Annotated in this window: 17 protein-coding genes and 4 pseudogenes; 4 read left to right on the top strand and 17 right to left on the bottom strand. The window is 59.7% G+C overall.

Annotation, left to right across the window (positions count from 1 at the left end):
- Positions 1–40: 40 nt before the first annotated feature.
- From LPJGGPFB_RS26030 to LPJGGPFB_RS26000, 7 genes and pseudogenes are all read right to left on the bottom strand, one after another.
- Complete coding sequence (locus LPJGGPFB_RS26030; protein ID WP_173422800.1) at positions 41–1,963, bottom strand: mechanosensitive ion channel family protein; 1,923 nt, start codon at positions 1,961–1,963, stop codon at positions 41–43.
- 308 nt (positions 1,964–2,271) lie between these two features.
- A complete protein-coding gene (locus LPJGGPFB_RS26025) occupies positions 2,272–3,714 on the bottom strand; it encodes a DUF1254 domain-containing protein (protein WP_173422799.1) in 1,443 nt (480 codons plus the stop codon).
- 46 nt (positions 3,715–3,760) lie between these two features.
- Positions 3,761–4,030, bottom strand: a complete 270-nt coding sequence (locus LPJGGPFB_RS26020) for a hypothetical protein (RefSeq protein ID WP_234903089.1) — start codon at positions 4,028–4,030, stop codon at positions 3,761–3,763.
- A 53-nt stretch (positions 4,031–4,083) separates the two neighbouring features.
- On the bottom strand, positions 4,084–4,884 hold the full coding sequence (locus LPJGGPFB_RS26015) for a DUF2092 domain-containing protein (protein WP_234903050.1): 801 nt from the start codon (positions 4,882–4,884) through the stop codon (positions 4,084–4,086).
- Positions 4,885–5,041: 157 nt separating this feature from the next.
- The gene (locus LPJGGPFB_RS26010; RefSeq protein ID WP_234903049.1) at positions 5,042–5,803 is read right to left on the bottom strand and encodes a TniQ family protein; all 762 of its coding nucleotides are present in this window, start codon (positions 5,801–5,803) and stop codon (positions 5,042–5,044) included.
- A 20-nt stretch (positions 5,804–5,823) separates the two neighbouring features.
- A pseudogene (locus LPJGGPFB_RS26005) lies at positions 5,824–6,698 on the bottom strand (TniB family NTP-binding protein).
- A gap of 6 nt (positions 6,699–6,704) precedes the next feature.
- Positions 6,705–8,378: pseudogene (locus LPJGGPFB_RS26000) on the bottom strand (transposase).
- A 508-nt stretch (positions 8,379–8,886) separates the two neighbouring features.
- Between LPJGGPFB_RS26000 and LPJGGPFB_RS25995 the strand changes: the two are divergent.
- Entirely contained in the window at positions 8,887–9,414 is a 528-nt protein-coding gene (locus LPJGGPFB_RS25995) for an NUDIX hydrolase (RefSeq protein ID WP_173422796.1), read from the top strand.
- 757 nt (positions 9,415–10,171) lie between these two features.
- Here the strand turns inward: LPJGGPFB_RS25995 and LPJGGPFB_RS25990 are convergent.
- Together LPJGGPFB_RS25990 and LPJGGPFB_RS25985 are read right to left on the bottom strand one after the other, a co-directional pair.
- Complete coding sequence (locus LPJGGPFB_RS25990; RefSeq protein WP_173422795.1) at positions 10,172–11,530, bottom strand: ISKra4 family transposase; 1,359 nt, start codon at positions 11,528–11,530, stop codon at positions 10,172–10,174.
- A 160-nt stretch (positions 11,531–11,690) separates the two neighbouring features.
- On the bottom strand, positions 11,691–12,029 hold the full coding sequence (locus LPJGGPFB_RS25985; protein ID WP_173422794.1) for a helix-turn-helix domain-containing protein: 339 nt from the start codon (positions 12,027–12,029) through the stop codon (positions 11,691–11,693).
- Positions 12,030–12,110: 81 nt separating this feature from the next.
- Here LPJGGPFB_RS25985 and LPJGGPFB_RS33330 point away from each other — a divergent pair.
- Together LPJGGPFB_RS33330 and LPJGGPFB_RS25980 are read left to right on the top strand one after the other, a co-directional pair.
- Positions 12,111–12,200, top strand: a pseudogene (locus tag LPJGGPFB_RS33330) (LysR family transcriptional regulator); the annotation flags it as partial.
- 442 nt (positions 12,201–12,642) lie between these two features.
- A pseudogene (locus LPJGGPFB_RS25980) lies at positions 12,643–14,316 on the top strand (methyl-accepting chemotaxis protein); the annotation flags it as partial.
- Positions 14,317–14,452: 136 nt separating this feature from the next.
- Here LPJGGPFB_RS25980 and LPJGGPFB_RS25975 read toward each other — a convergent pair.
- The 3 genes from LPJGGPFB_RS25975 to LPJGGPFB_RS25965 all read right to left on the bottom strand — a co-directional run bounded on the left by LPJGGPFB_RS25975 (position 14,453) and on the right by LPJGGPFB_RS25965 (position 17,278).
- The gene (locus tag LPJGGPFB_RS25975; protein ID WP_173422792.1) at positions 14,453–15,469 is read right to left on the bottom strand and encodes an amidohydrolase family protein; all 1,017 of its coding nucleotides are present in this window, start codon (positions 15,467–15,469) and stop codon (positions 14,453–14,455) included.
- Positions 15,470–15,501: 32 nt separating this feature from the next.
- Positions 15,502–16,194 (bottom strand): class II aldolase/adducin family protein, encoded by a 693-nt coding sequence (locus tag LPJGGPFB_RS25970; RefSeq protein ID WP_173422791.1) that lies wholly within the window; start codon positions 16,192–16,194, stop codon positions 15,502–15,504.
- Positions 16,195–16,288: 94 nt separating this feature from the next.
- Positions 16,289–17,278, bottom strand: coding sequence for a substrate-binding domain-containing protein (locus LPJGGPFB_RS25965; protein ID WP_173422790.1), 990 nt, complete (start codon positions 17,276–17,278; stop codon positions 16,289–16,291).
- Between the two features lie 211 nt (positions 17,279–17,489).
- On the opposite strand from LPJGGPFB_RS25965, the gene LPJGGPFB_RS25960 reads away from it, so the two are divergent.
- Positions 17,490–19,103: an FAD-dependent monooxygenase gene (locus LPJGGPFB_RS25960; protein WP_173422789.1), complete on the top strand. Its 1,614-nt coding sequence runs from the start codon at positions 17,490–17,492 to the stop codon at positions 19,101–19,103.
- A gap of 49 nt (positions 19,104–19,152) precedes the next feature.
- On the opposite strand, the gene LPJGGPFB_RS25955 is transcribed toward LPJGGPFB_RS25960, so the two are convergent.
- From LPJGGPFB_RS25955 to LPJGGPFB_RS25935, 5 genes are all read right to left on the bottom strand, one after another.
- A complete protein-coding gene (locus LPJGGPFB_RS25955; protein WP_173422788.1) occupies positions 19,153–20,667 on the bottom strand; it encodes an ethanolamine ammonia-lyase reactivating factor EutA in 1,515 nt (504 codons plus the stop codon).
- Positions 20,668–20,670: 3 nt separating this feature from the next.
- Positions 20,671–21,909, bottom strand: a complete 1,239-nt coding sequence (locus tag LPJGGPFB_RS25950) for a cupin domain-containing protein (protein WP_173422787.1) — start codon at positions 21,907–21,909, stop codon at positions 20,671–20,673.
- A gap of 164 nt (positions 21,910–22,073) precedes the next feature.
- On the bottom strand, positions 22,074–22,823 hold the full coding sequence (locus tag LPJGGPFB_RS25945; protein WP_173422786.1) for an IclR family transcriptional regulator: 750 nt from the start codon (positions 22,821–22,823) through the stop codon (positions 22,074–22,076).
- Between the two features lie 207 nt (positions 22,824–23,030).
- Positions 23,031–23,792, bottom strand: a complete 762-nt coding sequence (locus LPJGGPFB_RS25940) for a class II aldolase/adducin family protein (RefSeq protein ID WP_173422785.1) — start codon at positions 23,790–23,792, stop codon at positions 23,031–23,033.
- Between the two features lie 75 nt (positions 23,793–23,867).
- The gene (locus LPJGGPFB_RS25935) at positions 23,868–24,185 is read right to left on the bottom strand and encodes a non-heme iron oxygenase ferredoxin subunit (protein WP_173422784.1); all 318 of its coding nucleotides are present in this window, start codon (positions 24,183–24,185) and stop codon (positions 23,868–23,870) included.
- Positions 24,186–24,304: the final 119 nt, after the last annotated feature.

The following is a 24,304-nucleotide window of genomic DNA, read 5'->3' as shown; positions in this document are numbered from 1 at the left end:
GGACCTCGCAAAGCAATTGCCTCATTGGCTTCACATGCTTCTACAATGAAGCTGGCAAGGCGGTGCCTGGCGCGGCCGTCTTATCCGGAGACTGCCGCGCCGCGAGCGTGGCTGCGGCTGTCTCCTTGTCGTCACCGCTGACCTGAACCACGGGCTGAGCAAAGTCGATCCCATTGTCATGGAAGGCCCGCATGACCATCGCGTAAGCCTTGCGACGGATCATTGTCTGTTCCCCGGGCTTGCAGGTGAAGGCGATGCCAAGCTCAATGCCGTACTCACCGATCTGCTCGACGCCCTTCAGCTTGAGCGGCTCAATGAAGAGCGAGCCGAGTTCCGGATCGGCCTGCAATTGTGCGCCGATCTCCTTGACGAGTTTGCGGACTTTATCAACGTCGGTTTTGAAAGGGACACGGATGCGGAACTTGTCGACAGTCCAATCGCGGCTGGCATTCTTGATCGCGCCAAGCGAACCAAAAGGTACGGTAAAGATTGGCCCGCGGTGGTGCCGCAGCCTCACCGAACGCAGGCTGAAGGATTCAACGACGCCCGTATAGCTTCCGGCTTCGATGTATTCCCCGACCCGAAAGGCGTCGTCCAGTAGATAGAAAATGCCGCTGACGACGTCCTTGACCAAGGTCTGCGAGCCGAATCCAATTGCAACCCCGACGACGCCCGCGCCGGCGACCAGCGGGCCGATTTTGACGCCCATCTCCGAAAGGACCGTGAGCGCCGCGACACAGAGAAGTGCCGCTGCCAAAGCGTTGCGGAAGACGGGCAGCAAAGTGCGAAGCCGGCTTTCTCGAGCGAGTGCGTTTGATCGAGAGGTTCCCTCATCATCGACATCGCTCAGCTTGCGGGTGATGTAGGCTTTTGCCAATTGCCAGACGAGGTCAATCATAAGCAGGATCACGACGCTGTTGAATGCCCCGGCGATGAGCGTCCGGATCAATGTCACTTCTCCGGACACAAAAGGGAAATTGTTTCGCCAAACGAAGGCAACCCAATCGACCGCTGCAATCAGAATTATGGCGCGCGTTCCGCGGACGAGCAGGACCGCCTTCGGGTCCGATGGGTCTCGCTCATTTGAGCGAGAGGGCGAGAATGAAAGCATCAGGCTGTCGGCAATCGACAAAGCGCGCGGCACAAGGACAATCATGATACCGAGCCAGAATAGAGCCATGAAGTCGCCGCACCAGAGCAGCCAGAGCACGACCGCGCCGGAGATGCCCATAGCGCGAGAGAGGCGGTCTCGCCACGATCTGACATCGCTGGAGCGCTCGCGCCAGATCATCGCCATTGCCAGAACAACAATTGGGATGGACAGTCCGATAGTGAGGGCTGACCGGACGTCGGCTGCAACACCAAGGCGTTCGGTTAAAGCCGAGAATGCCATCGTCGCTGCCAGCAATGCGGTGAATATCCGGGCCCGCAAATAGGAGCGGGCCGACATTATCGACGCGGCCAGCGCGATGCGCCAGAGCGCTGTTGCGAGCTTGTAGGCGACCAAAGCGAGAAGCGAGTAGAGTGCGACCACACGAACGAGTGGCGGCCAGGCGAACAGTAGAAAGAGGATCGCGACGGTCGCCGTGAACATTGAGAGCGTCAGAAACTCCGTGTAGGTCTGCCTCAAGTGCGGGTTGGGGAAGGGCACGGCGGGCACTGAATGGCGAAAAATCCATTCGATAGCAAAAGCTATGCCGGCGATGATTGCCAACACGAGCGCCGTGGGCATTGCGCCGCTGTTCCGCGCGTCTTGGGAAATCGCAGACACGGCGCGCGAAAGTTCATCGCTGACGCGCGGCACTGCGGTGAAAAACGCGTTGAGGCGGGCGCGCAAGAGCGCCTCGCGTTCCTCCATGAACCACACTGCCTCATTATCGCGGGACTGGGAAGCGGCGGCTTGCTTCTGCTCCAGCCAGACCCTCACGTCCTCATCGTCAAGCAGACGCAGCAGTTCGGCCACTTTGGACGCCTGAGAAATGGGGGGCACAGGCGTTTGCGCCTGCAGGTGCGTAAGCCCACAAAGGCAGAGGAACAGACTGCATAGCAAAGTCCGAAGGATGTACATAAAAGCCCGGTCCACTGGATCAAATCCCCTTTGTCAAATTATTGGTCTCCAAAAAACCAATGACAGGGGCGAAGCTGATGTAATTTGTTCATCTTCACTGAGGACCGGTCGCACCGTGCTCAACAAGAGACGTGGACGCCGAGACTTCATGTTTGCAGCCGCCAGGAACCGGATCCGCGGCGGCTGCATGCAGGCTGGTGGAATTAGCTCACCTTCTTCACCGGCGGTATCGTCCAAGAACCGTCAATGATGGAGGGATTGCTCTCGTTGGGCCAGTAGAGGCGCATCATGAGAATGAACTTGCCCTTGGGTGCTGGAAGCCAGTTCGACTCCTTATCTGCCCCGGGCGATTCATTCTGAATGAACAAATCGATCGAGCCGTCCGGATTTGCCTTCAGGTCCTGCCGTGCACTGATCGAATAGCGATTGAGCGGATTGTCGACGAAGAAGTACCCCGCATCGTACATCGTCAAGGACCAGAAACCGGACACGGGCGGCGTCTGGCCTTTCTTGAAGGTCATGACGTACTTTTCTGAACCGTTATAGGCCCGCTTGATCAGACCGCCGCCGGACTTCATCGACGTTGGGTAGACCGCATCCTGTGGCCGGTTTGCCCCAAGGCCGATCGCAGTGACCAAGGCACGCTGGATGTAGTTGGTGCCATAGATGCCAGTCTTGGTCGTGAAACCCCAGCCATCGATATCCTGCACGTCGCCATCGCTGAGCTTGAAGTGCATCATGATGCGCGCGAATGCGACCTGGGGCACGCGCTTGGCAAACGCCGGGTCGAACTTGCTTTTATCGAAATCCTGACCCGGGACAATGCCAAGCTCGGCGAGCTTGGCAATCATCGGTGCATCCGCCTCACTCGGCGGGTTTCGTTTCAGGAGCTCGGCAAAGAGGGTGAAGTATTCAATGGCATCCATGCCATTGACCTGCTCGCGGACGGCAGTCTCCATATCGATGGCCGGATCGACTTTACCCTTGGGCGCTGTCCAGTCCTTGCCCCAGGCGCTTAAAGGGTAGAGCTTCACTTCGTCCTGGAGCTTATGAACTTCGGCGTAGTCCTCCTGGGTGCCCGTGCAATAGATGCGTCCAAGCAGCCAAACGATGCTCGTCGGAGATTTGTATTGGGTCACGCCTTCGGGAAGCGTGCCTTCCCAGCCGGGTCCCGTCACCACGAATGTCTGGGCCTCGGTGCCCGTCGTGCGCTTTCCAGGAACGTCGAAAACGGTCGTCCAGCCATCCAGCATCGGGAACAGGGCGTAACGATCCTTCAGGTCGGGCAGGGTGATGACCCAGGGCTCATCGCCCACGTCGAAGAACGCGGTCGTATAAAGGGTATCGGCGTTCGGTGCGGTCACGTCCCGAAACTTGGCGTCCGGATACTGGCGCAGCTTGATCAGATGCCCCATGGGGCCACGGGTTCCTTCAGGTTCCGCGACGTTGGTAATCACGCGTCGGGTCAGTTCCATCGTCACTAGAGGATAGGCATAAGTGTACGCCTCGACGGCGAGCGCGAATTCGTCGAGCCCTTCCGGCAAATCTGCCACGAACCCGTCGGCGGCAGCACCAGGTCTTGCGAGGGAACCTGCCGCCAACACTCCAAGACCGGCGGCCGTCAAGTCACGACGCGTAATATCCATTCTATACCTCCATCGAAAAATCGAGTTGTCACGTAATGCTCTGAGTTCAGTCAATGTAAACGACGACGAAACGCCCGCCGTACGGCTGGTAGTAGACCCCGCCGCAGCGCCACACGACCGTGCCATTGACACTCGTGCTAACGCAGCCGGTGGGCAGTGCGGCAACATAAACGGTGGAGCGGCGGATCACTCGGCGCGTGGTGCGGCGAGCGACCCCGGCGACACTTCCAGGTGTCAACGGCCGTCCCACGACCGCATGTGCCTCGGATACGAACAAGCCGAACGGCCAAGGAGCGAGAGCGTCTACCGCGAGCATAACGAAACCGGCGATGGCGACTGAAAGGATCTTTGCGTGCAGCTTGCGCGTCCTCATTGCACTGCCTCCAGCGAAAGCTCGCCGGTGACATCGGCATGGACGTGTTCCAGCTTCTTGGCAGCTGGCGGCGGGGTGAACTTGAGCTGTGCCGCGTCGATGCCATCCGACTTCCAATTGCTGAGCCGCAGCGAATACTGCGGCGCGCCAGTGGTCCATTTGGTTGTGATGACGTATTTGAGCGGCAAAGGTCTACTGCCCCTGCTGATCCAGATTTGCCAGTCGACAATGTCGGTCCTGAACGCGAGATGGTCGCATTCCACCCCGTTGATAAAGGCCGATCCGACAACGGTTCCTTCCGTCACGCCGTCAGTGAGGACCGTATAGGGATCGCCTGCCAGAAAATCCGCTCCCGGAGCGTCAAGTCCGGTGGCGGCGCGAAGCTCCTCGGCCGCGTCTTGAACACTCGGACCGGGGCTCCGAAGCTGCGCGTAAACGTTCCGCACTTTGTCGTGCAGTGATATCGTGTCGCCATCAAATATCACCTCCGCCTGGGCAAAGGGACCCATGCGCTTCATTCGAAAACCTCGCTCGCGATCGACGGCGATGGAGCCGGAGGCGCTGTACTGGATTTTCTGACCTTGCAGATTAACGACTTCCTGATCGACGTCATAGTCGGCACTGAGGGTCGGCGCCGATTTGAGAGCTTCGCTCATTGCAGCCAGTATCCGATGCGCCTCCGGCTCTATTCCTTCTTGCGCCGATACTGGCCAGGCCACCATGCAACCAGCGGCCACCAACATTGCGGTCAACTGGCGCCGCCAAGCTGCGCCGGGTAATCTCAGTCCGTCATCCATTCTCTCTCACCCAGAAAGCTTGTTGAATTGTTTGCCGGCCGGATCTCGCAACTGGCTGCTGCGTAGATCTGGGTCGCAAAGGCATTCCAGCCTAGGGATTACTGCTGTATTAGCCGCGTGTGATCTTACCATTTTACGCCAAGTTACAACTTTAATGTTACATCCGACCGTGGGCGGAAATCCAGTCAAAGATCGAATGCCGGCGCGTCAGAGCCCAATTTTGACCCCCTCTGATGTAGATGAGCGCTTGGCCTGCCCGGCGCTGGCCGGGGTTGCCTCTGGTCAGAGATCCAGTGATCGCTTCCATGCGGCAGATATCATTGATGCAACGATCGAGCCGCCTTGCCGGAGCACGGACAACGATATTCGGCGCACGCCGCAAATCGAAGCCACAGCCAGCGCAGAAATGTTGCGGGACGAGCTCGACCTGATCGAAGGGTGCGATGCGACTGGCGCAGCAAGGGCATCGGTCACGCAATCCGCAGCCGTGGATCAGGCATGAAACCTGGGTCGCAAACCGCCAGCGCTGCCGAAAATACGGCTGTGCATCATCGGCAAGGCATCGCGGGCAGAACTGCAGCCAGGTCGAACTGCCCCGGCGGCCATCGTTGCGAAGCGGCAGCAGGAGCTGCTTCAGCGGCGACGATTTCATTGGCATCACCGAGAGCTTTCGCAGAGAAAGGCCAGTACGTGCGTGGAGCAGGCGGGCGACGTAGACGGGTAGCCGGGGGTCGAGGGTTGCGGACCACATCCCTGGGCTTAAACCGAGCACACGGGCGAAAGCACGAGGCGCAACACCGTTGGCATACGCCAGCCGGTGTACCCAGCTCGACAGCAACTCGTCGTGCTGCGGGGCGACGACGCTGGGCCACCGATCCGAGACAACGTCGCGGTACCGCTCGCCAATCCCGATCGCCAAGCCAGGCCCGTCGCATATCGTCATAGCAGGCTCTCGCGCAGCGCCGAATTTCGCCGGTGCGAGATCGGAACGTAGTGCAACTCGTCGATGCCCGCCCTCGTGATCTGCTCCGCACCGGAGCTGATGGCGGCGATCGCCGCCTTGGTGACGATGGTGACGATCTCGCCGATCAATCCCTCCGAGAGGCTGAATATCCGCCGCGCCAGCCGTTCGTCCGACAGATCCGAGATGCGAGCCAGCGGCAATGCTGCCTCGAGGCTGTCGAGCAGCGTGAGATAATCCTCGTCATAATGCCACCGCGGAACTGCGAGCAGATCGAACCGGCTCGCCATCTCGCTGGTGGCGTTGAGAAAGTCGTAGACGGCCACCTCTCCGATCAGCACCGATGCCACATCGTACTGGCGGCCGATCCGTCGCGGAAACGCAAAGATCGCCTCGATGTCGCGGGTCCGGCCGCGTAGCGCGTTGTGGAACTCATCGAAGATCAGCACCTTCGGTTTGAGGCTGGCCAGCAAGTGATCGACTTGCTCACCTTTCGAGCCACGCTGCGGTCGCCGATCGGCGCCCGTAATGCTTGAAGAATGCTTGCATAGAAATGACCGAGGCCGGCGCCTTCACGGGGCTGAACGATCCATGCCTTCTGTTTCGACGCGGTTCGCAGATGTTCGACTGCAAAGCGCTCGGCGATCATCGTCTTGCCGTTGGCATAGGGCCCAACCAGCATCAGGCCCTGCGTCCGCAACGACGCTGGTCGCGACAGCAAATCCGCCAGCCGGCGATGGGCGTCCTTCGCAACTTGGTGCGCGATCCATCGCGGGGCGCGGACATATGCAATTCGCTCGGCGGGATCTCGGTCGAGATACGACCGGACATGATCAAGCAAATGATCCGACATGCGGAGCTACCAATCCTCCACCGGCAACCGGCGCTTCTGGCGCACGGGGTGTTGCGTGGGACCAGACACTGGTGGCTGCATTGCCTGATAGGGCTTTGCCGCTGCGGTGGCGAGCGCGCTGCGCACGGCATCGCGCAATTGGCGCTTTGACGGTTTCGCCGCTTCGACAATGGCTGCAATCTCACGGCGAGCGCCACTTTCTCTTTGCTTGAGCGGTGATTTGCGGCACGCCGGCCGGCGCGGTTGGCCTCGTGCTCCCATAACGTCAGTGACGTCAACTGGCCATCGCGCCGCTCGACGGGACAAAACTGTCGGGCTTCCGGGTCGTGGACGTAGACATGGCTGATGTCCCGCGGATCGTTTCGCACCTCCAGCTTTCCGAGCCGGTCGCGCTGCGGAATGAGACTACCAAGCCACGGCGCATAGTAGTGCAACGCAAACATGCTGATCCCTTGCGGCGACAATTGCCGCTCAGTTCCCGGCAGAAACGACAACAGGACGTGTTGCGGATCGTCATCGAAGCGGGGCACAGCAGCGCTGTTGCGCTGCCATTCCGTGATCGGCACCTTCAGCGTCTTGGCGTTTTCCTGAAGATTGTGATCGATGACCGCAAGTGCGAGGCATCGCTCCAAGTCCGCGAAACGCAGGCGCGCGCGCCGCTCGGACGGATATTCGTCGCGGTCTGCCACCGAGCGCCCCGAAGAACCGGGATATGCGGCGAGAATAGCGTTGAGCTTGCCCAGCAGGGGCTCGACCACACCGCCCTGATGCACGCGGCCACGATCGCGATAGCGGATACGAATGCCATAGTCATCGCAGCCGCGTTGGAACGCATACCCCTTGAATTCCTTCGCCGAGTCCGTAACGAGCAGTTTTGGCCGGCCGAATACCGGCCAGGCATGGTCGAGGTTGCGGGCCGCAAGCCAAGGCTCTTTCGGGCACAGGGCCTGGGCAAGGCAAAGTGCGACAGACAGGACCGAAGGTTTTTCCAGTGCGAGGCAGACGCCGAGAATGGACCGAGTCGCAACCTCGGTGACGATCGTTAGGTAAGGACGGCCAACGAACAGTCCGCCTCCGTCGACAACCTCGACGAAATTGATATCGGCGTATGGTCGATTTGACAGACGTCGAGCGAGTGCGGCGCATGGATATAGCCTGGTCGCGGCTTCAGCCGCAGCAGGTGCTTTGGATTGGCCGACCGCTTTCTGGCGATCTCTTCGGGTGAAAATAGTGCGGGGATGCGCCGGGCGACGGTGACATAGGACGGCAGGGCAAGGCCGGCTACTTCACAGCGCGCACGGATTTCGGCGACAACGGGTGCGAGTGGAGGCGCCTCGAGCGTAAGCCATTGCTCGCGCAGCGTCGCGCTGATGATTGCCTCGATCCCGTCCGGCAGACGCTTGCGCCGGGTTTCGGCAGCAAAGCAGTGACCGTCCGGTCGCTGCGGTATCGAGCAAGTAGATTGTAAACTTGCCGCACGGACAGCCGTAGCTCGGCCGCAGCCCGGTCAGCGGCAGCTTGTATCGGACCGGTGCCATCGACAATCTTGTCCAGTTCACGGGCTACACGACTCGCCGTCGACCATTGCTCGTCCGAAATCGCGCGAGCCGCCGTCGAGGTTCGGTTGTGCAATCGCTTGCAGAGTTTCACTGAAATCGTTAGTGGAAAAAAAGACCGCATCTACCGGCTAAAGCTAACGGGCATATGACATTTTGCGGTTTGAATCGACAAAGTTAAATCCACAAATTTGGTGGCCATGCCACTTTTGATGGGCGAAGCGCGTCGCGATGCGGATCATACCATGGGCTGAGGAAGTACCAGTACCTGATCGTAGGGGAGGGACGCCTAGGCTCTTGCTGCGCCAGGGCAGCCAGCGGCGGAATAGCCGGCCTTCGAGACCAATGCGGTCGCCGAGATACTGCCAGAACGACAGACCGAGCTTCCGACAGGTCTCAAGCATGGTGTCGCGTGCGAGGCACGCACCGTCCGCGGACGTCGCGGCGCACGCCAGCACGAGTCCTATCTTATTTTTTGGCTGAGGAACGGGTGTTTGAGGCAAAAGCATGAATAGCTTGGCGGTTGATCGCCCATTATACGCTCTCCCTGTGCGTGGATGATTGTCATAGAACTGTCATAAAACAACATGGCCGATTGAGATAGAAAGGGAAATTTGAGACCTTCAATTCTCATGAAGTCAGAGAAGCCACGCAGTCAGCCCACGGCGGGCAATCCAGAGATGCTACTCCAACAGCTTGCTCGAAACCCGGACAAGCTGTTCGGTACAACATTTCGCCAGCAATGCGGTGCTCTGTGCTTCCGCTACAAGGAGGGTGGTTCCGAGATTGAGGTCCTGGTCATCACCTCGCGTGAAAGTCGGCGATGGATCATCCCCAAAGGATGGCCGATGAAGGGCAAGAAGCCCTATGAAGCGGCGGCTATCGAAGCATGGGAAGAAGCCGGCGTGCGCGGTAAGGTGAAAAAGAAGTCCGTGGGCAGTTATACCTACCTGAAAGAACTCGATGATGGCAATGTTGCCCCCTGCATCGTGGAGATGTTTCAGATTGAGGTGACAGAGATCAGCACCGATTTCAAAGAACGAGGGCAACGCGTTTTCGACTGGGTGAGCCCGAGCGAAGCAGCCGGGCGCGTTCGCGAAATTGAGCTGAAATCTCTGCTGGTGAACTTCAATCCGAATGCTAGCAAAGCCCGCGGCTGACACCAAACTAACGTAGTTTCAGATCAGAAGCCCATTCAACGAATTGGGCTCCCGCAATCATGCAAGCGGGTGAACCCGCGCTTAAAGCGCAGGGCGGCGCGGCTTTTCATGTTCAGCTTGCGAATGAAGCGCGCATTCTGGTCCTTCGTATTACGCCGCGAGATTCGGGCGCAAAGGGAGGACCGGGGCTGGCGCTGCCCCTTGACCCTTTCAAGCACCAGACGCCCCTCTTCCTCCACTCCACTGACGTTTCGTTGCGTGCAGCCGGTTCCTCGCTCGTCTGTCGGATGCGGCGAGCCTAGGCAGAGGTATGAACTCGCGCGGAAGTGAGAAAGGACCGGGATTGGGGATGTCACCCGCGGAGAGAATAGGCCCCGGAGAGTTTCGGTTATCCCTTCAAACCAATGTCGCCGATCTATGAGCGAGGTGAAATGTTCCATTGCTGCATGGGGCGAGAGGGCAAGCTTACCACGAAGCAAATGTGCTCGCGCCTGCGCCGGGGCACTCACGCTTCGTTGATGAAAATTGTCCTGGCTGGTCGGTGGGCGGCGGCACTGAAAAAGCTTGAAAGCGAGGGGCCAGTCGGGCATTGTGGATGCAGAGCGGAACAACCAGTGGTATAATGTCGTTTGGCACTTGAAAGTAAGAATGCGGCCGTTCCTTTCTTGGTTGGCATTTAATTTGAGATTCTGTGGGCTGAGAATCTCAGATTAAGTGCAATTGCGAAGACCTCCGGGGAGCGGGAAAAAGCTGGGGGTTAGGCTGCGAGATTGAGCCTTGCCTGTTTGAGACGGCCGTCCGCGACGGCGGCTCGGACTTGAAGAACCCGATGAGCGCCGATCGGTGTCCAACGCATTTGCCGTTTCTTATTCATACGGGCATTGACGAGGCTGTTGGCGGCACTTTCGGCCGGCGAACTGGATATCGGCTGACCGGACCAGTATCGCCGACAGTAGTTGACGATCGAAGCTGCGTTCTGCCCCAGGTAAGTGCCGAGATTGTTTATCAGCTCGTATAGGCGCCTGATTTTGCCGGGGGCGTCGCGAAAACCGCGATGCTGATCCAATTGGGCGAGCATCTGCTTTACGGCTTCGCTTGCCTCTCGGACATATCCGCTCCAGAGGAGATGCCGAAGCCTGGGGACATGGACCGCGACGTTTTGCAGATAGACATCCAGATTTTGCAGATGCCTGATGCCCTCCCAGGCCTGTTCAATATGCCGCAGCCGCATCGATAGATGAAACCAGTCGAGAATATGCGTGATGGGCTGGCGTGTTGCGCTGAGGACGATACTCTGCAGCCCGACCTCACCATCGCTAAAGACAGTGACGTCTCGGCCAGGCAGCCATCCTTGTGCGCGCATCGCTGCGCGAACGATATCGTGTTTGCCGGTAGCTACATTCGGCGCAGCCGCGAATTGACGCGGTGGCCGACCCTGTGAAACAACGCGTCCCATCGCGATCTCGAAATGCCGGCTTTGATATCCGGGAACTGCGCGAATGTAGGCACCATCAATGAAAACGGAAACGGCGGATTCGCTGGCTCGGCTGATGCGATAGGGGCTGGCGACGTCCCACTTTTCGATCTGATCGGCGACCTTGGCGAGCCGGTTGCTGACGGTCCGATGATTATGTGGTCGCGCGGCCGGCACAAAGAGATCAAGCACACGGGCGGCTTCTCGAAACGACAGCCGGGAGCCGAGTTCGGCCTGGATCCGCTCCAACTCCGGGGTAGCTCGGCCATTCAACAGGGTCTCGACGCTTCCCGTGCCCAACCTCGCGGTCGATCCGCATGCACAGCTGCGCCACCGCGGCACACGCACGTGGCAAGATCCAAAGAGCGAATAGATCGTACGGTACCTATTATCATGCACTGAGCGACGGCGGTTACAGTCTTGGCACTTCCGATCTCGCTGGGCGGCTTGATCCGTCTGAAACTGCGTCAGTTCCTGTTGTAGGCGCCGCTGTATCTTCTTGGCTTCTTCGAGGGAGAGGCCAAAATCGTTGAGACGGGCCCCGTCGAGAGACCGGTCGACCTTGGCAATTTCGCAACGCTGCGACAAGCCGTCAATGCCAACAAGGTCGACCAAGATGATCATCTTTAATTGCGACGCCAACGATTGCCCCTTCAGAAAAGGCACCTGCTTACGCGAAACTTCTTACCCCCACCTTTTTCCCGCTCCCCTTATTGAAATCGTTGCGACGCGAGTCTCAGGTTTAAGTGCAAAACGACAGGCTTGTTGCGCGGATAGGCGAAGTGGAAAACTTCCTCGAAGGTCAGGCGCTTGGGAGCGATGATGCTAGTGCTTCGATCATCAGGACAAGTCGCTGAGGGTCTTCGCTTTTCAAAGCCTTGAGCGCGACAGCGATGCGGTATTGGAATTGCTCTTCGACAGTGCGGACCTTGCTTTCGGTAGTATTCACGCCCAGCAGCTCGTCGACGCTGATACCCAGGACTTCGTCTATACGGACCAATCTGGAAAGGTCCGGTTCGCGGACTCCGCTGACGTAGTTTCCATAGCGCCGATCGCTCAACCCGGAGCGTCGAGCGACCTCGGCGTTTGAAATCCCGAGTTGTTCAGCGCGGCGCTTCAGGTTCAGGGCAAAAGTATCCATGCCCTCATTTTGTTCATGGCAAACCACACGGGTCTATGTGCGATGCGTGGTGTTCGATGACAACAAAATGTGGTGGAGACCCTGGAGCTACGCCAAATTTCGCAAGTCATTGCGGTCGCCGAAGAGCTGCACTTCAATCGAGCGGCGGCTCGGATATGCATTGTCCAGCCTGTCCCCGCGGAGAGGTAACCGGCAGAGATGCCGGCCTATGTCGCCGCTTCAATCTGTTTCTGCGGGTCGAAACCGTGCGCTGCCACAGCAGATTTTCGCGCGCTCGGTCGGATTCGAAATGCAAGCGAAAATTGCGCTTGCTGCCCTCAAATAATCGTTTCGCACTCGGCCCATTCGATTAAGGCGCTGTTTACGGGCCATATCTAGCAATCTTCCCGGGCAGCAGGCACTTGCCTGGGTTGTGGCAGATCTGACTGCTGCATGGCACTGGGGGATGCGGATGATGGGGATGAGGGATTTGAAGACTGCACGCAAACTGGGGTTGGCATTTGCCCTTCTGGTCGTTGCAGCCGGATGCATCGGGGCGGTGGTCCATCAGCAGGTGGTAACCGTAGAAAAAGCCGGCCGGGCAAGCGAGGTTCATGGGCGCATCGTCGCGGCGGCGACCGATATCCGACTTTCTATGGCACGCCTTGAAAGCTCGGTTCGTGGCCTTTTGGTCAGCAGGGACAAGCGCTACATCGACAGCATCGAGAAGCACTATGCAAGCCTGCTGAAGAACGTCGACATCACCAGGAAGACAGCTGAGAGCGACAGCGAAGTTGCAGCGAAGATGAAGATCATGCTCGACCACGTCGGCACGTGGCGGCTGAAGGTCCTTGAGCCGGTCATGGGCAAAGCGCTCAAGGAAAAAACCTTTGCGCAGGCCGTGGACATCGCGATGTCGGATACGGCCGACAGCTACATAGACCCTGCGCAGACGATCATCGAGGAGCTGCGTGCGGCTGAACACACGGCAATGGACAACGCTGCCGACGAGGTGGCCAAGGCGAACTTCGCGACCAAAGTCACACTTGGTGCTGGTATAGGTTTCCTGATCTTTGCCTCGGTGCTATTGGGCTGGCTATTGAACAGGCTGATCGGCAAACCGATCTTAGCGATGACCAATTTGATGCTGAAGCTTGCCGGCGGCGACACCGATATCGCGCTCGATCGCTACAACCGGAGCGACGAGATCGGCGCCATGGCACGGGCCGTCGGGGTCTTTCGCGATGCAGTCGACGAAAACCGCCGCTTGGAAGCCGATGCGGTATCGGCGCGGCGCGTGCAGGAAGAGCAACGTACACGCCAGCTCGCCGTCGACAATGTTCGGCAACAGGGCCTGCGCGGCTTCGTCGATGCGGTCCAGTTTTGCTTTACCGAACTGTCGAATGGCGATCTCACCATCCGCATGAAAGAACACGTGGCGCCGGAGTTCGAGACCATTCGCGACAAATTCAACGATACTGTCGCTGCAATGGAGCAGGCGATCGGTTCGGTCGTGGCCTCGGTCGGCACGATCCGTGCTGGGCTAGCCCAGATCTCCGATGCATCGAACGATCTTGCAAAGCGTACGGAGGAGCAGGCAGCGAACCTGGAAGAGACAGTGGCGGCCCTATCAGACGCCTCCCGTGGGGTTGACGATGCGGCCATCGGCGCGGGTCGTGCGCAGGAGTTTGCGACCACCGCACAGGAGAACGCCCGCAGGGGTGGTGAGATCGTCACTATGGCCGTCGAGGCGATGACGGCGATCGAATCCTCTTCCAACCAGATCGGGATGATCATTGGCGTTATTGATGAAATTGCCTTTCAAACCAACCTTCTGGCGCTGAATGCCGGTGTCGAAGCGGCGCGTGCGGGCGATGCCGGGCGCGGATTTGCCGTGGTCGCACAGGAAGTTCGCGGTCTTGCTCAGAGGTCGGCCGAAGCGGCCAAGGAGATCAAGGATCTGATCTCGACTTCGAGCCGACAGGTCGACGAGGGCGTCAAGCTGGTAAGGGCTTCGGGCACGTCGTTGTGCGAGATCGTGGTGCAGGTTTCCGATGTGAACGGCGTTGTCTCGCAGATTGCCCGCACGTCACGGGAACAGGCGACGAGCCTCAAGGAGGTCTCCGTCGCCGCCGATCTTATGGACAAGGTGACCCAGCAGAATGCTGCGATGGTTGAGGAAACCACGGCGGCCGCCCGATCGCTGGCGCGGGAGACCGATGACCTGGCGCGGCAGGTCCAGCGGTTCCGCACCGGATCAACAGCTTCGCCTGGCGAGATGGCTCAGGAAATGAGGCGGGTTGCCTGAAGCAATGCGGAGCGCGTAGTCCAATGACGATCTAAACGCTCCGAGTTTGATTGAGCCGCAAATCGACATCAGAACGCCCGGCAATCTCAAGAGTTGTCGGGCTACCAAGGCGCTAGCGTATTATTTGTGTGCGATTTTACTTCGTCTTCAGACCAAAGAGGCGTTCTGCGTTCCTGAAGCAGATCTTTTCCATGTCCTCATTCGGCAGGTCCAGGCTGTTCAGAATCTTCAGGGTGTCCCGGATGTAACCTGGGCCCTTTTCGGGGTCGAAAGGCGAGTCGGAAGCAAAGAGAATGCGGTCGCTACCGTAGAACTCCAGTCCGCAAAGCGTGGCTGCGCGGGACCCGAAGACCGCGGTGTCGGCATAGAAATCCTTGAAGTAATCGAGCGGGCGTTTTTTTAGTCGTTTCAGTACGAGAGTGAGATCTTCATCTGTCGTGCGCTTGCCGAGTTGATCCCACCCGGGGCCGACGCGCCCTTCAAAATAGGGCACCATCGCGCCCATGTGGTGGGCGAGAACGCGAAGGTCCGGCAGCCGGTCCATAATGCCCGAGAACACGAGGCGGGCCATGGCGGCACTGGTCTCATAAGGCCAGCCGAAGGTCCACCAGATCTCATACTTCGATTTGTCCTCGGTCGCGTAGTCCGGCATCGAGGCGCCGCGCGAGGGATGTAGGAGAACCGGTTTGCCGTGGCGCGCGGCGACTTCGAAGATCGGAAAGAAACGCTCCTCGTCAAGCGGTGCGCCGTTGACGTTGGTGTGGATCTGCAGGCCGTTGGCGCCAAGCTCGGTGAAAGCGCGTTCGGCTTCCCTGGCGGCATTTTCCGGCGCGTTCATCGGCAGGGCAGCGACGAAGCCTGCGAACCGTTCGGGATGTTTCTCCACCAGTTCGGCGAGTCCCTCATTGGCGATGCGGGCAAACTCTGTCGAAAGCTCCGGGCCGCCCATCGCCTCCAGCGGCGGCATGCCGAGCGACAGGATCTGGGTATAGTCGCGGAATTCGTCCATAACGCGGAAGCGGACATCGAGATCGTAAATGCAGGGAACGCCCTGCATGCGCCGGCCGATATCCTTGCCTGCGCCCTCCAGCTTCTGGATGCGATCCCAAAGGGCCTTCGGGAAAAAGTGGTTGAATGCATCGACATAGTGCATGCGGTCTCCTCCATAGCTTTGCGATGATGCGATCAGCCGCGCTTCAGGCGGCGCACGAGATAGGCGAAGGTCGCCTTGAACATTTCTTCGCGAAACATGTGCTTGCGCTTGGCCCTGATGTCCTCGGGATTGCCGAGCGCCTTGGCGCCGCCGGCGGCCTCCACCCAGAGCTGCATCATGCAGGCGGTTTCAAGCGACAAAGCCAAATAGATCGCCTGCTCGATCGTGGCGGCGGCGGTAACAAGGCCGTGGTTTTGCAGTAGCATGGCGTCGTGCGTGCCGAGCGTCGCGGCAACCGCGCGCCCACGCTCGGCGGTGGTGATCAGTTGGGTCGTTTCCGAAAACACCGGAAGCCCTTCGGCGAAGATCGAGCCTGGGTGGCCGACGGCCTGCAACGGCTTGCCGAGTGCGGAAAAGCTCACGGCATAGGGTGCGTGGGTGTGGACGACCGCATTGACGTCGGGGCGGACGCGCAGCACTTCGGAATGAATGTAGACTTCGTTGTGGCGGCCGTGGTCGCCTGCAATCTTTTCGCCATCGAGGCCGACAGTGATGATGTTGTCGAGGGTGATTTCCTCAAGTCCGATCTTCGATGCCTTCATGTAGAAGCGGTCCGCGCAATCGGGAACGCGAACGGAGATGTGACCGCGGGTCCAGTCGCCCTGGCCTGCCTGTTCAAGGATGCGGCCCGCCTCGATCATGCGCTGTTTCAGGTCTTCATGCATGGCTGTTGCCTCTGATTGGTCCGGCTGCATGTTACAATCCGCCGCCTGCCAGGCAGGCTTGAAGCGATTGACCCCAGCGGGCGTGCCGCAGGCGCTACACACGGTGTTTGTCACCGCGTTTGCGGCCCTGCGAGAGGTCGAGGAAGAGATCTGAAAGGTCGAGCTTGCGATCGATCAGGCCCTGTTGGTGGGCGTAGTCGACGGCCGTTTCCAGCGTCTTACGGTTTTGCTCACCAAGGCCATAGGCCCAGGGGTCGTCGCCGAGGATTGCCTGTTGTTCCTCCCAGGCTTCGCGATACCAGGCGAGCGGCACGATGCGCGGGTTCTCCATGCGTTCCATGGCGATGCGCTTGGCCTCGGTGAAAGCCTGATAAAGGTTGATCGGTACCCAGGGGTGGCGCTCGACGATCTCAGGGCGGATGCCGAGCACATGCATGATCGGGAAGATGCCGGTGCGCTCGAAGTAGCCGATTTCATCGCGTTTGTAGTCGGGAAACAAGCGACCCACACGGGGGTCCTTTCGCAGGACGGGTTCGATCAGGTCGGGGTGGAGAAGGGCGTCGATCTCGCCATCGACCAGCATTTGCTCGACTGATTTATCGTCTGCAAGGCGATGGAGCCGCAAACCGGTGGGGGGGATAAAATCGACGTCCTCGTCCAGCTCCGCATACCAATCCATCGAGGTGTGGGGTACGCCATACTCGCTCTCCAAGAGGCCGCGCTGCCAGAGAGTTGCGGTGACGAGGTAGTTCTTTACGCCGACTTTGCGACCGATCAGATCCGTCGGTTCGCGAATGCCGCTTGCCGTGTTGGTGAAGATGAAGCCGTGGCGAAAGCGCCGGTGCAGGAAGACCGGGATCGCCGCGAAAGGGAGGTTGCGCCCCTTGGCGGCGATGTAGGAGGAGAGCGATACCTCCGCCACGTCGAATTCCCGGTTGCGTAGAAAACGCCAGTGCCGGGTGGTGGAATCCATCTCCGTCAGGATAGTGAGGTCGATACCATCAGGACTGATCTCGCCCTCCTTGAGGGCGCGGACGATTTCGTAATCGCCGCAAGCCAGCGTTATTTGCACCTTTTTCGTCATGCTTCCTCCTGCGTTGTGCCTCCTCGGGGCCGTGTCAGCACCATGCTTCACGTGCTTTTGCTTGTCTAGTAAATTTTACATAATCCTATAATTTGAGATTTTTGCATAGTCACGATTGACGAAGATTTCAGTCGATGACTACTATGTGCACAAAGGTTTGCCGCATTAACTCCGGTCGACAACGATCGCCATAGCTTCATGGAATCCCACAATGAATGAAACTGATGTCATTATCGTTGGAGCAGGTCCTGTCGGGCTGACACTTGCGATCGACCTGGGGCAGAGAGGGGTACGTTGCACCCTGATCGAGAAGAAGGAAGGCCCTGAGTTCTTGCCGAAGATGGAGCGTTGCAACGCACGCACCATGGAAATCTTCCGCCGCATGGGCCTGTCGAAGAAGATACGAGCGGCAGGGCTCAATGCATCGGTGCCGATGGATGTTTATGTGGTGCTGGCGATGAACGAGCCACCACTGCTTCGCCTGCATTACGCCTCCGTGTCGCAGGCGCTTGAGGAGATTGCCTGCAGCGAGGATGCGTCGCTTCCGCTCGAAGCCTACCAGTTGATCTCGCAGTACACGCTCGAGCCGCTGCTGAAGTCGGTTGCCGAGGCGCTGCCCTCGGTTGCGGTGCGCTATGGCTGCGAGTTCCTGTCTTTGGAACAGGACCCGGGCGGCGTGACGACCAGGGTTCTGGATGGCAAGGGCAACAGGAGCGCGATCCGGGCGAAATATCTCGTCGGCTGCGATGGTGGTGCGAGCGCGGTGCGCAAGCAACTCGGCATCAAGCTGCGTGGCGAGGGCAACCTCCTGCATCTGCGTCAGGCGCTCTACCACAGCGACACGCTCTACGACCGCATTCCGCTCGGGGACGGTCCCGGCAAGGGGCGGCACTACCATGTGGCAGATGGGCAGGCGACCTTCCTCATCATGCAGGATTCGACGAAACACTGGACGCTTCATGCTGTGGTCGAACGTGACGAGGACATGGCTGCCCAGTTCGAAAAGGCTGTGGGTGCGCCGGTCGACTACTCGATGCTCTATGTCGGACAGTGGAAGCAGAACCTCCTGCTTGCCGATCAGTATGGCTTGGGTCGGGTGTTTCTTGCCGGCGACGCCGCCCATCTGGTCATACCGACCGGTGGGCTCGGCATGAACACAGGCGTCGGCGATGCGGTTGACCTCGGCTGGAAGCTTGCGGCGGTGCTGCAGGGCTGGGGTGGCCCCAAACTTCTCGGCTCTTACGGGATAGAGCGAAGGCAGGTGGGCGACAGGAACGTCGGGGCGTCGCGTTATGCCTCGCTCGGACGGCGCAGATGGCGCTCGCAATATCGCCCCGATATTCGGGATTCGACACCTGAAGGGCAGGCGACCCGAGACAATCTCGCGCGGATAGCCGACGTCGAGCAGCGCAAGACCAATGAGATGATCGGCGCGGAACTGGGTTACCGCTATGTCGGTTCGCCCGTCATTACCGACGAGCCGGGCGGCCCGGAGCATCTTTTTCGCGAATACCACCCGACGACCTGGCCGGGAGCGCGTCTGCCGCATCTCTGGCTGGAAAACGACATGGCAGTGCAGGACCTGATTGGGTCGGGCTATACCCTGCTGCGGATTGGTGGAACTGGCGCGGACGACGGCAAGCTCGCGGAGGCTTTTCGCGCGCGGGGTGTTCCATTTGCAACGCTCGATATCGCCGGGCAGAAGGCGCGAGACATCTATGGCTTCGACCTGATCCTGCTGCGGCCTGACATGCATGTCGTTTGGCGTGGTCAAAGGGCGCCGGAGGATGCTGCAGCGCTCGCTGCCATGGCCACGGGCCATTGACGGCAAAGGGCCGCGAACTCCTGTCGGGATCGCGGCCCGCGGCGAAGCGCTATTGTTTCTCGAGGGCTTCATGGCCGAGACCAAGGCTCGGAAAGACCAGCGACTTGATCACCACCGGCACGGCGCCGGAGGTTTCGAGGATGGCGCCGATATCGATGAAGTCGAACTCATCAAGCTTGATGCCGTCGATCGAAATGACCTTCGCTACGCCCGTGTCCTGCTGGCAATGCATGCCGATAAGGCCGCCGATATCGCCTTCGCCGACGAGGATCAGCGGATGACCCTTGGCAAGGATCGGCGAAAGCCCCTCGGCGATCCCCCGGCAGAAGCCATCGAGGCGTCCGTAGCTGGCAGAACCCTCCCATTCGTAGCAGAGGCCGACCGGGCTTTCTGCGTTGGCGAGATCGAGGCGGGAAAGCGCATCGCGGACTGTCGCGGCAACGGCTTCGGCGTCGATGTCTTCAGAAAAGACGATCTGCGGCTTGATCACAGGCACGTTGCGGACCGGAAGCAGTCCGAGTGGCTCAACGAAGATCGTGCTGCCGCTGACCTGGACCGTGTATTGCGAGGCCCCGACAACGGTGGCGCGGATGCCCTGCTGCGGCACTTCCAGCGCAGGCGGCCAGCCCGCGAGCTTTTCGCGCAATGCTACGGCAAGCAGAGGGCCAAGATCGCTGAAGCTTTGCTCGTCCTTGGCATAGAAGAATTCCGAGACGCCGCCGGAGATGGTGACGATATCGGGAGGCGAGCCATTCGGCAATGGTGGCAGGCGGTGCAAGGCGACCGTCTGCGGCAGCATCTTCCCACCCTGCATGGCCTCGAACAGGCAATCGATCATGATCTCAGCGATTTTGCGCGCATCGGTCTCGCTGAGGGGCTCTCCGAACGCGATCGGCACCCCTGCGCGGCCGGCGAAGTGATGGCCAGCTTCCTCGATGCGGGTGATGCGGCGGCTTTCATCGAAGGCGATGATGCGTGCGCCGATGTCGATGGCGCTGATGTGGCGGATAGTGCCGCTTTCGCAAAGGGCAAGTTTGGACGTGCCGCCGCCGATATCGACGTTGAGGACCCGGATGTCGTCCTTGGCCGAGCGCGCGACGGCGCCCGAGCCGAAGGCGGCAAGCGTGGTTTCCAGTCCGTCGCCGGCGCTGACGACCACGAACTTTCCGGTCTGGGCCGAAAAGATGTCGCCGATGGCACGGGCATTTTTTCGGCGCACCGCGACGCCTGTCAGGATGAGCGCACCGGTGTCGATGGCTTCGGGCTTCAGATTGGCCGCGGCATATTGCTGGGCGATGAAAGCGCCCAGTGCCTCAGCATCGATCTCATTGTCGCCGCTATAGGGGGTGAGCAACACGTCTGACTGGTGCAGCAGCGTGCGTTCAACCACCATATAGCGGGTGTCGAGCCGCTCCAGCACGATGCGCGAGAAGGCGAGATGGGAGGTGGAGGAACCGATATCGATGCCAACGCTCGTCAGCACGATCTCGTCCTCCAGCTCCATGCTGCGGCCGATGTTTGAAAAGAATATGCGGCCGCCCTGCTGTTCCTCGTCGTCGGCCATGGATCAGACGACGTCGGACATCTTGGTGGAGGTGTCGGCCGGCTTTTCATACCATTCCGGCTTCATGCGCACTTCCACGCCATTTTTCTTCAACAGCGCCTCGTATTCCTGCCGGATATGGGGGTCTTCCATCCAGTAAGGAATGGCGGTGCCGCCCTCGTTCACATTGATGGCGGTGTAGTCCGTGTGCTTTTCGCCCGGCGCGCCCGGATCGCGGCCCGGATTGTGGGGCCCGAACCAGGCGAGGAGCCTGAAGGGTTCCTTCGAGACGCTGAAATGCTGGTGGTACCAGCGCGCGCCGCCAGGAGCGGCCGTCACCATGCCGAACTGGCCGTAATCGAGCCGGCGCACGCGGTGCGCATGGCCGTCCCGCCAAGGGTTGACGCCGCACTCTTCCGGCCAGGTGTAAGTGTAGCCCGAACCGCTCAGGCAGATCAGGATCGCGGCCGATGTATGGGCATGCGCCTTGGAATAGCGACCGTTCTCGTGCTGGCCGATCCAGAAATAGAACTGGTTGTTGGTCATGAACGGTTCGACGCGGCGGTAACCGGGCGAACGGCGGTTGTCGAGTGGCAGGTCGCAATTGACTGCATCCGGCAGAAAGTTGGTGCGGCGCATGGCAAGGCCGCGCACCGGATCGGGCTCGATCTCTTCGCGGTATTTGTAGAAGTCGTCGGCGCCGGAGAAGCGGTCGCGGAAGATGAAGGGGTTGTTGAACACCGCCTCGACATTGTTGATCTGGTTCAGCACGTTCGGCGCGGTGTTGCCGCCCATCAAAAGGGCAGGCTTGTTCGTGGCGTTGACGATACGGTGCATGGCGTTCATCGGGATCGAGAACATCGAGCCCTGTTGCCATTCGAAGACATGCTTCTTGCCTTCGCCTTCCAGCCACACTTCGGTCGAGCCGCGGCCTTCGACCACGATGTAGATTTCCTCATACATATGCTTTTCAGGATTGAGTGCGCCACCAGCGGGCACCTCCACGACATGGTGACCCCACTTGGTCTCGGTGCCGTAAAGCTGGATGTAGGAGCCACGGCCGCCGGTGCGTTTCCAGGGGGCGAGCGGTATGTCGCGGACGTTCGGAATTCCGAGGTCCCGGAAGATCGGAATGCCCTCGTCGACCATGAACTGGTCATAGGGGGTGGGTTGCTTCTTGAACTCCCCCAAACCAGCCTTCTTGTTGCCGGCTGGCTCATGCCAGTGCGTGCCGGTGCCGCCGCCGAGTGGGTCCTGGTGCATCGCTCGTCTCCTCTCAAATCCATCCTGTGCGGGAGTGCATTCGACGCTGCCGGCACGGCCGCGCACCCTCTCTCCCTGTTGGAAAAGACGCTAACAGATGCCCAAAGCGGCGGTAGTGCGATTTCGGAAAGGGCTTGTTTCTGACCGGACGCGACCAGAACGCGTCAGCTGAGCGCGATGGTTTTCGAGATCACCCCGGCGCAAAACGCGACACGTTCGGCGATATCCTCCAGCGATTTCGCCTGCAGTTGCCCGTCGGGTATGGTCAGGCTGAGGCTGCCAAGGATTTCCGAGCGCCCATCCAGGACGGGGGCGGCAATGCCGGTCACGCCGGGGGTGACGTCGCCTGCGGTGCTGACCCAGCCACGCTGGCGTTGCTCGCGAAGGATCGCCTTGGCATCCTTCAAGGTCTCACCGAAACCGGCCGCGGCAAACTGGGCCGCAGCTTCGCCGTGGAATTTGCGAAGCTGGTGATCGGGCAGGTAGGCAAGGATCGAAAGCGAAGCAGCTCCGTGCAGTAGCGAACGGCGACGGCCGCGCTCATAGCCGGAACGGATCGCATCCGTACCGCTTTCCTGATGGACGCAGAGCACCTCGAAGCGATAGCGGCGGCAAAGAAGCGTAATGCCGCGAAACTGTGCGGCCAGCTCTTCCATGACCGGGCGAGCGGCGCGGATCAGCACATCACCGGTGCGGATCTTGTAATCGAGTTCGACGATACGGGGGCCCAACATATAGCCGACCGATGGAAGCGAGGTGAGCAGGCCCGCATCGGTCAGCGTCTTCAGGTATCGATAGAGGGTCGAACGGGTATAACCCAGCCGTTCGTGCATCTCGTCGATGGTGACGGCGACCGCATTCTCCTCGCCGTCGAACAGGTCGAGAAGGCCGAGCATTTTTTCATGGCTGTTCAAGCGGCATGCCTCCTGAAGGCGGAGGATGTTGTGTGAAAGGTCTCGGTGGAACCAGAAAGGGAATAGTCTTGCGGCAACATATGTCTCGGCTCGGATCTGCAAGCGGCGAGAACCGCCGCTGCTTCAGCCATCGGGGGCGAAAGCAGCGGCCATTGTGTGTCAGCAACGCACGGCCATCAAGCGGTTTTGAATGATGGCCGCGCAGTCTCAGGCAGCCCAGGCCTCGGGGAAGACGCCTTCGCGGATCGCACCGAGCGTGTAGTAGCTCCAGAGCTTGCGGATATGATGACCACGGCGGAAGCTGTGTGAGAAGGATTCGATCTCGTCCGCGGTCAGCGGCTTGGCCATTCCAAGCGCGCAGGCACGATAGGCAGCTTCCGCATTCTCGACGAGATGGACAGAATCGATGAACACGCCCCTTACCGTCTCGGCCGTAACGATCTGGCCATGGGCGCGGATCTGCATCGCATGATGCGGTCCGAGCGTGCTTACGATCGCCCGGCCGCGTTCGGCGTCGTCGACGTGGGCCGGATCGGGATGCACCGGAATGCCGCTTTTCCAGCGGATGGCATGGTTCTTGAACGGGAGCAGCGGCACGCCCTCGACGAGGGTAAAGACATTCGTCACGTCGTGATGGAAATGTGCGATCGAATGGATGTCCGTGCGGGCGCGATAAATCTCACAATGGAGGAATATTTCAGACGGTGGCTTCACGCCGGGCGTGCCCGCTACCACCGTGCCGTCGAGGTCGCAAACCAGCAGGTCTTCGGGGCTGACTTCGGCGCGACTTTTGTTCTGGGGCTGGACCAGGAACGTATTCCCTCCCGACAGACGGGCCGAGACATGGCCGCTATACTCCAGGATTTTCATACTGTTGAGCAGCCGTGTGCTCATGGATACGTCGAGCCTTAGCGCTTCTTCAGAAGGGATTGCTTCCGCTTGATGATCCGCGTGTCTATGCAGTGCCATTCCATCCTCCACTTTGAATAAATCCCACATTATACGAATTGTTAAGAGTAGCAAGCGGATCGCCTCTTGGCGGGACTAGACCTCGATCAGCACGTCATTGTTTTCGAGGACAACCCTGTAGGTCTTCACGGGGAGCATGCAGGGTGGGGTAACGACTTCACCGGTGCGCACGTCAAACGCGCCGTTGTGGAAGTCGCATTCGATCGTGTGGCCGTCGAGATAACCTTCCGAGAGCGAGCCGGGCCCGTGCGTGCACAGGTCATCGGTCACGTAGAACGCGCCGTTGACGTTGAACACGGCGAGGATGAGGTCGCCCTCCTCAATGCGGATCGCACTGTCCCAATCCACGTCGTCAGTCGAACACAGCCTGATCCTGGTCATTGCCTCAGCCATTTCCCGGTTCCTCCTTCGAGATTGATGCGGCGCTTGACGGCGCCTCCTTCAGCGAGTACGTTCCTTAAGAAGAAACGATGTTCCGTATAAAGGAACAACAAGAGAATACCCGATCATTC

This window comes from Ensifer adhaerens (assembly GCF_013283195.1).
GTDB classification, from domain to species: Bacteria; Pseudomonadota; Alphaproteobacteria; order Rhizobiales; family Rhizobiaceae; genus Ensifer; species Ensifer adhaerens_G.
This window is presented reverse-complemented; position numbering and strand designations above follow the sequence as displayed.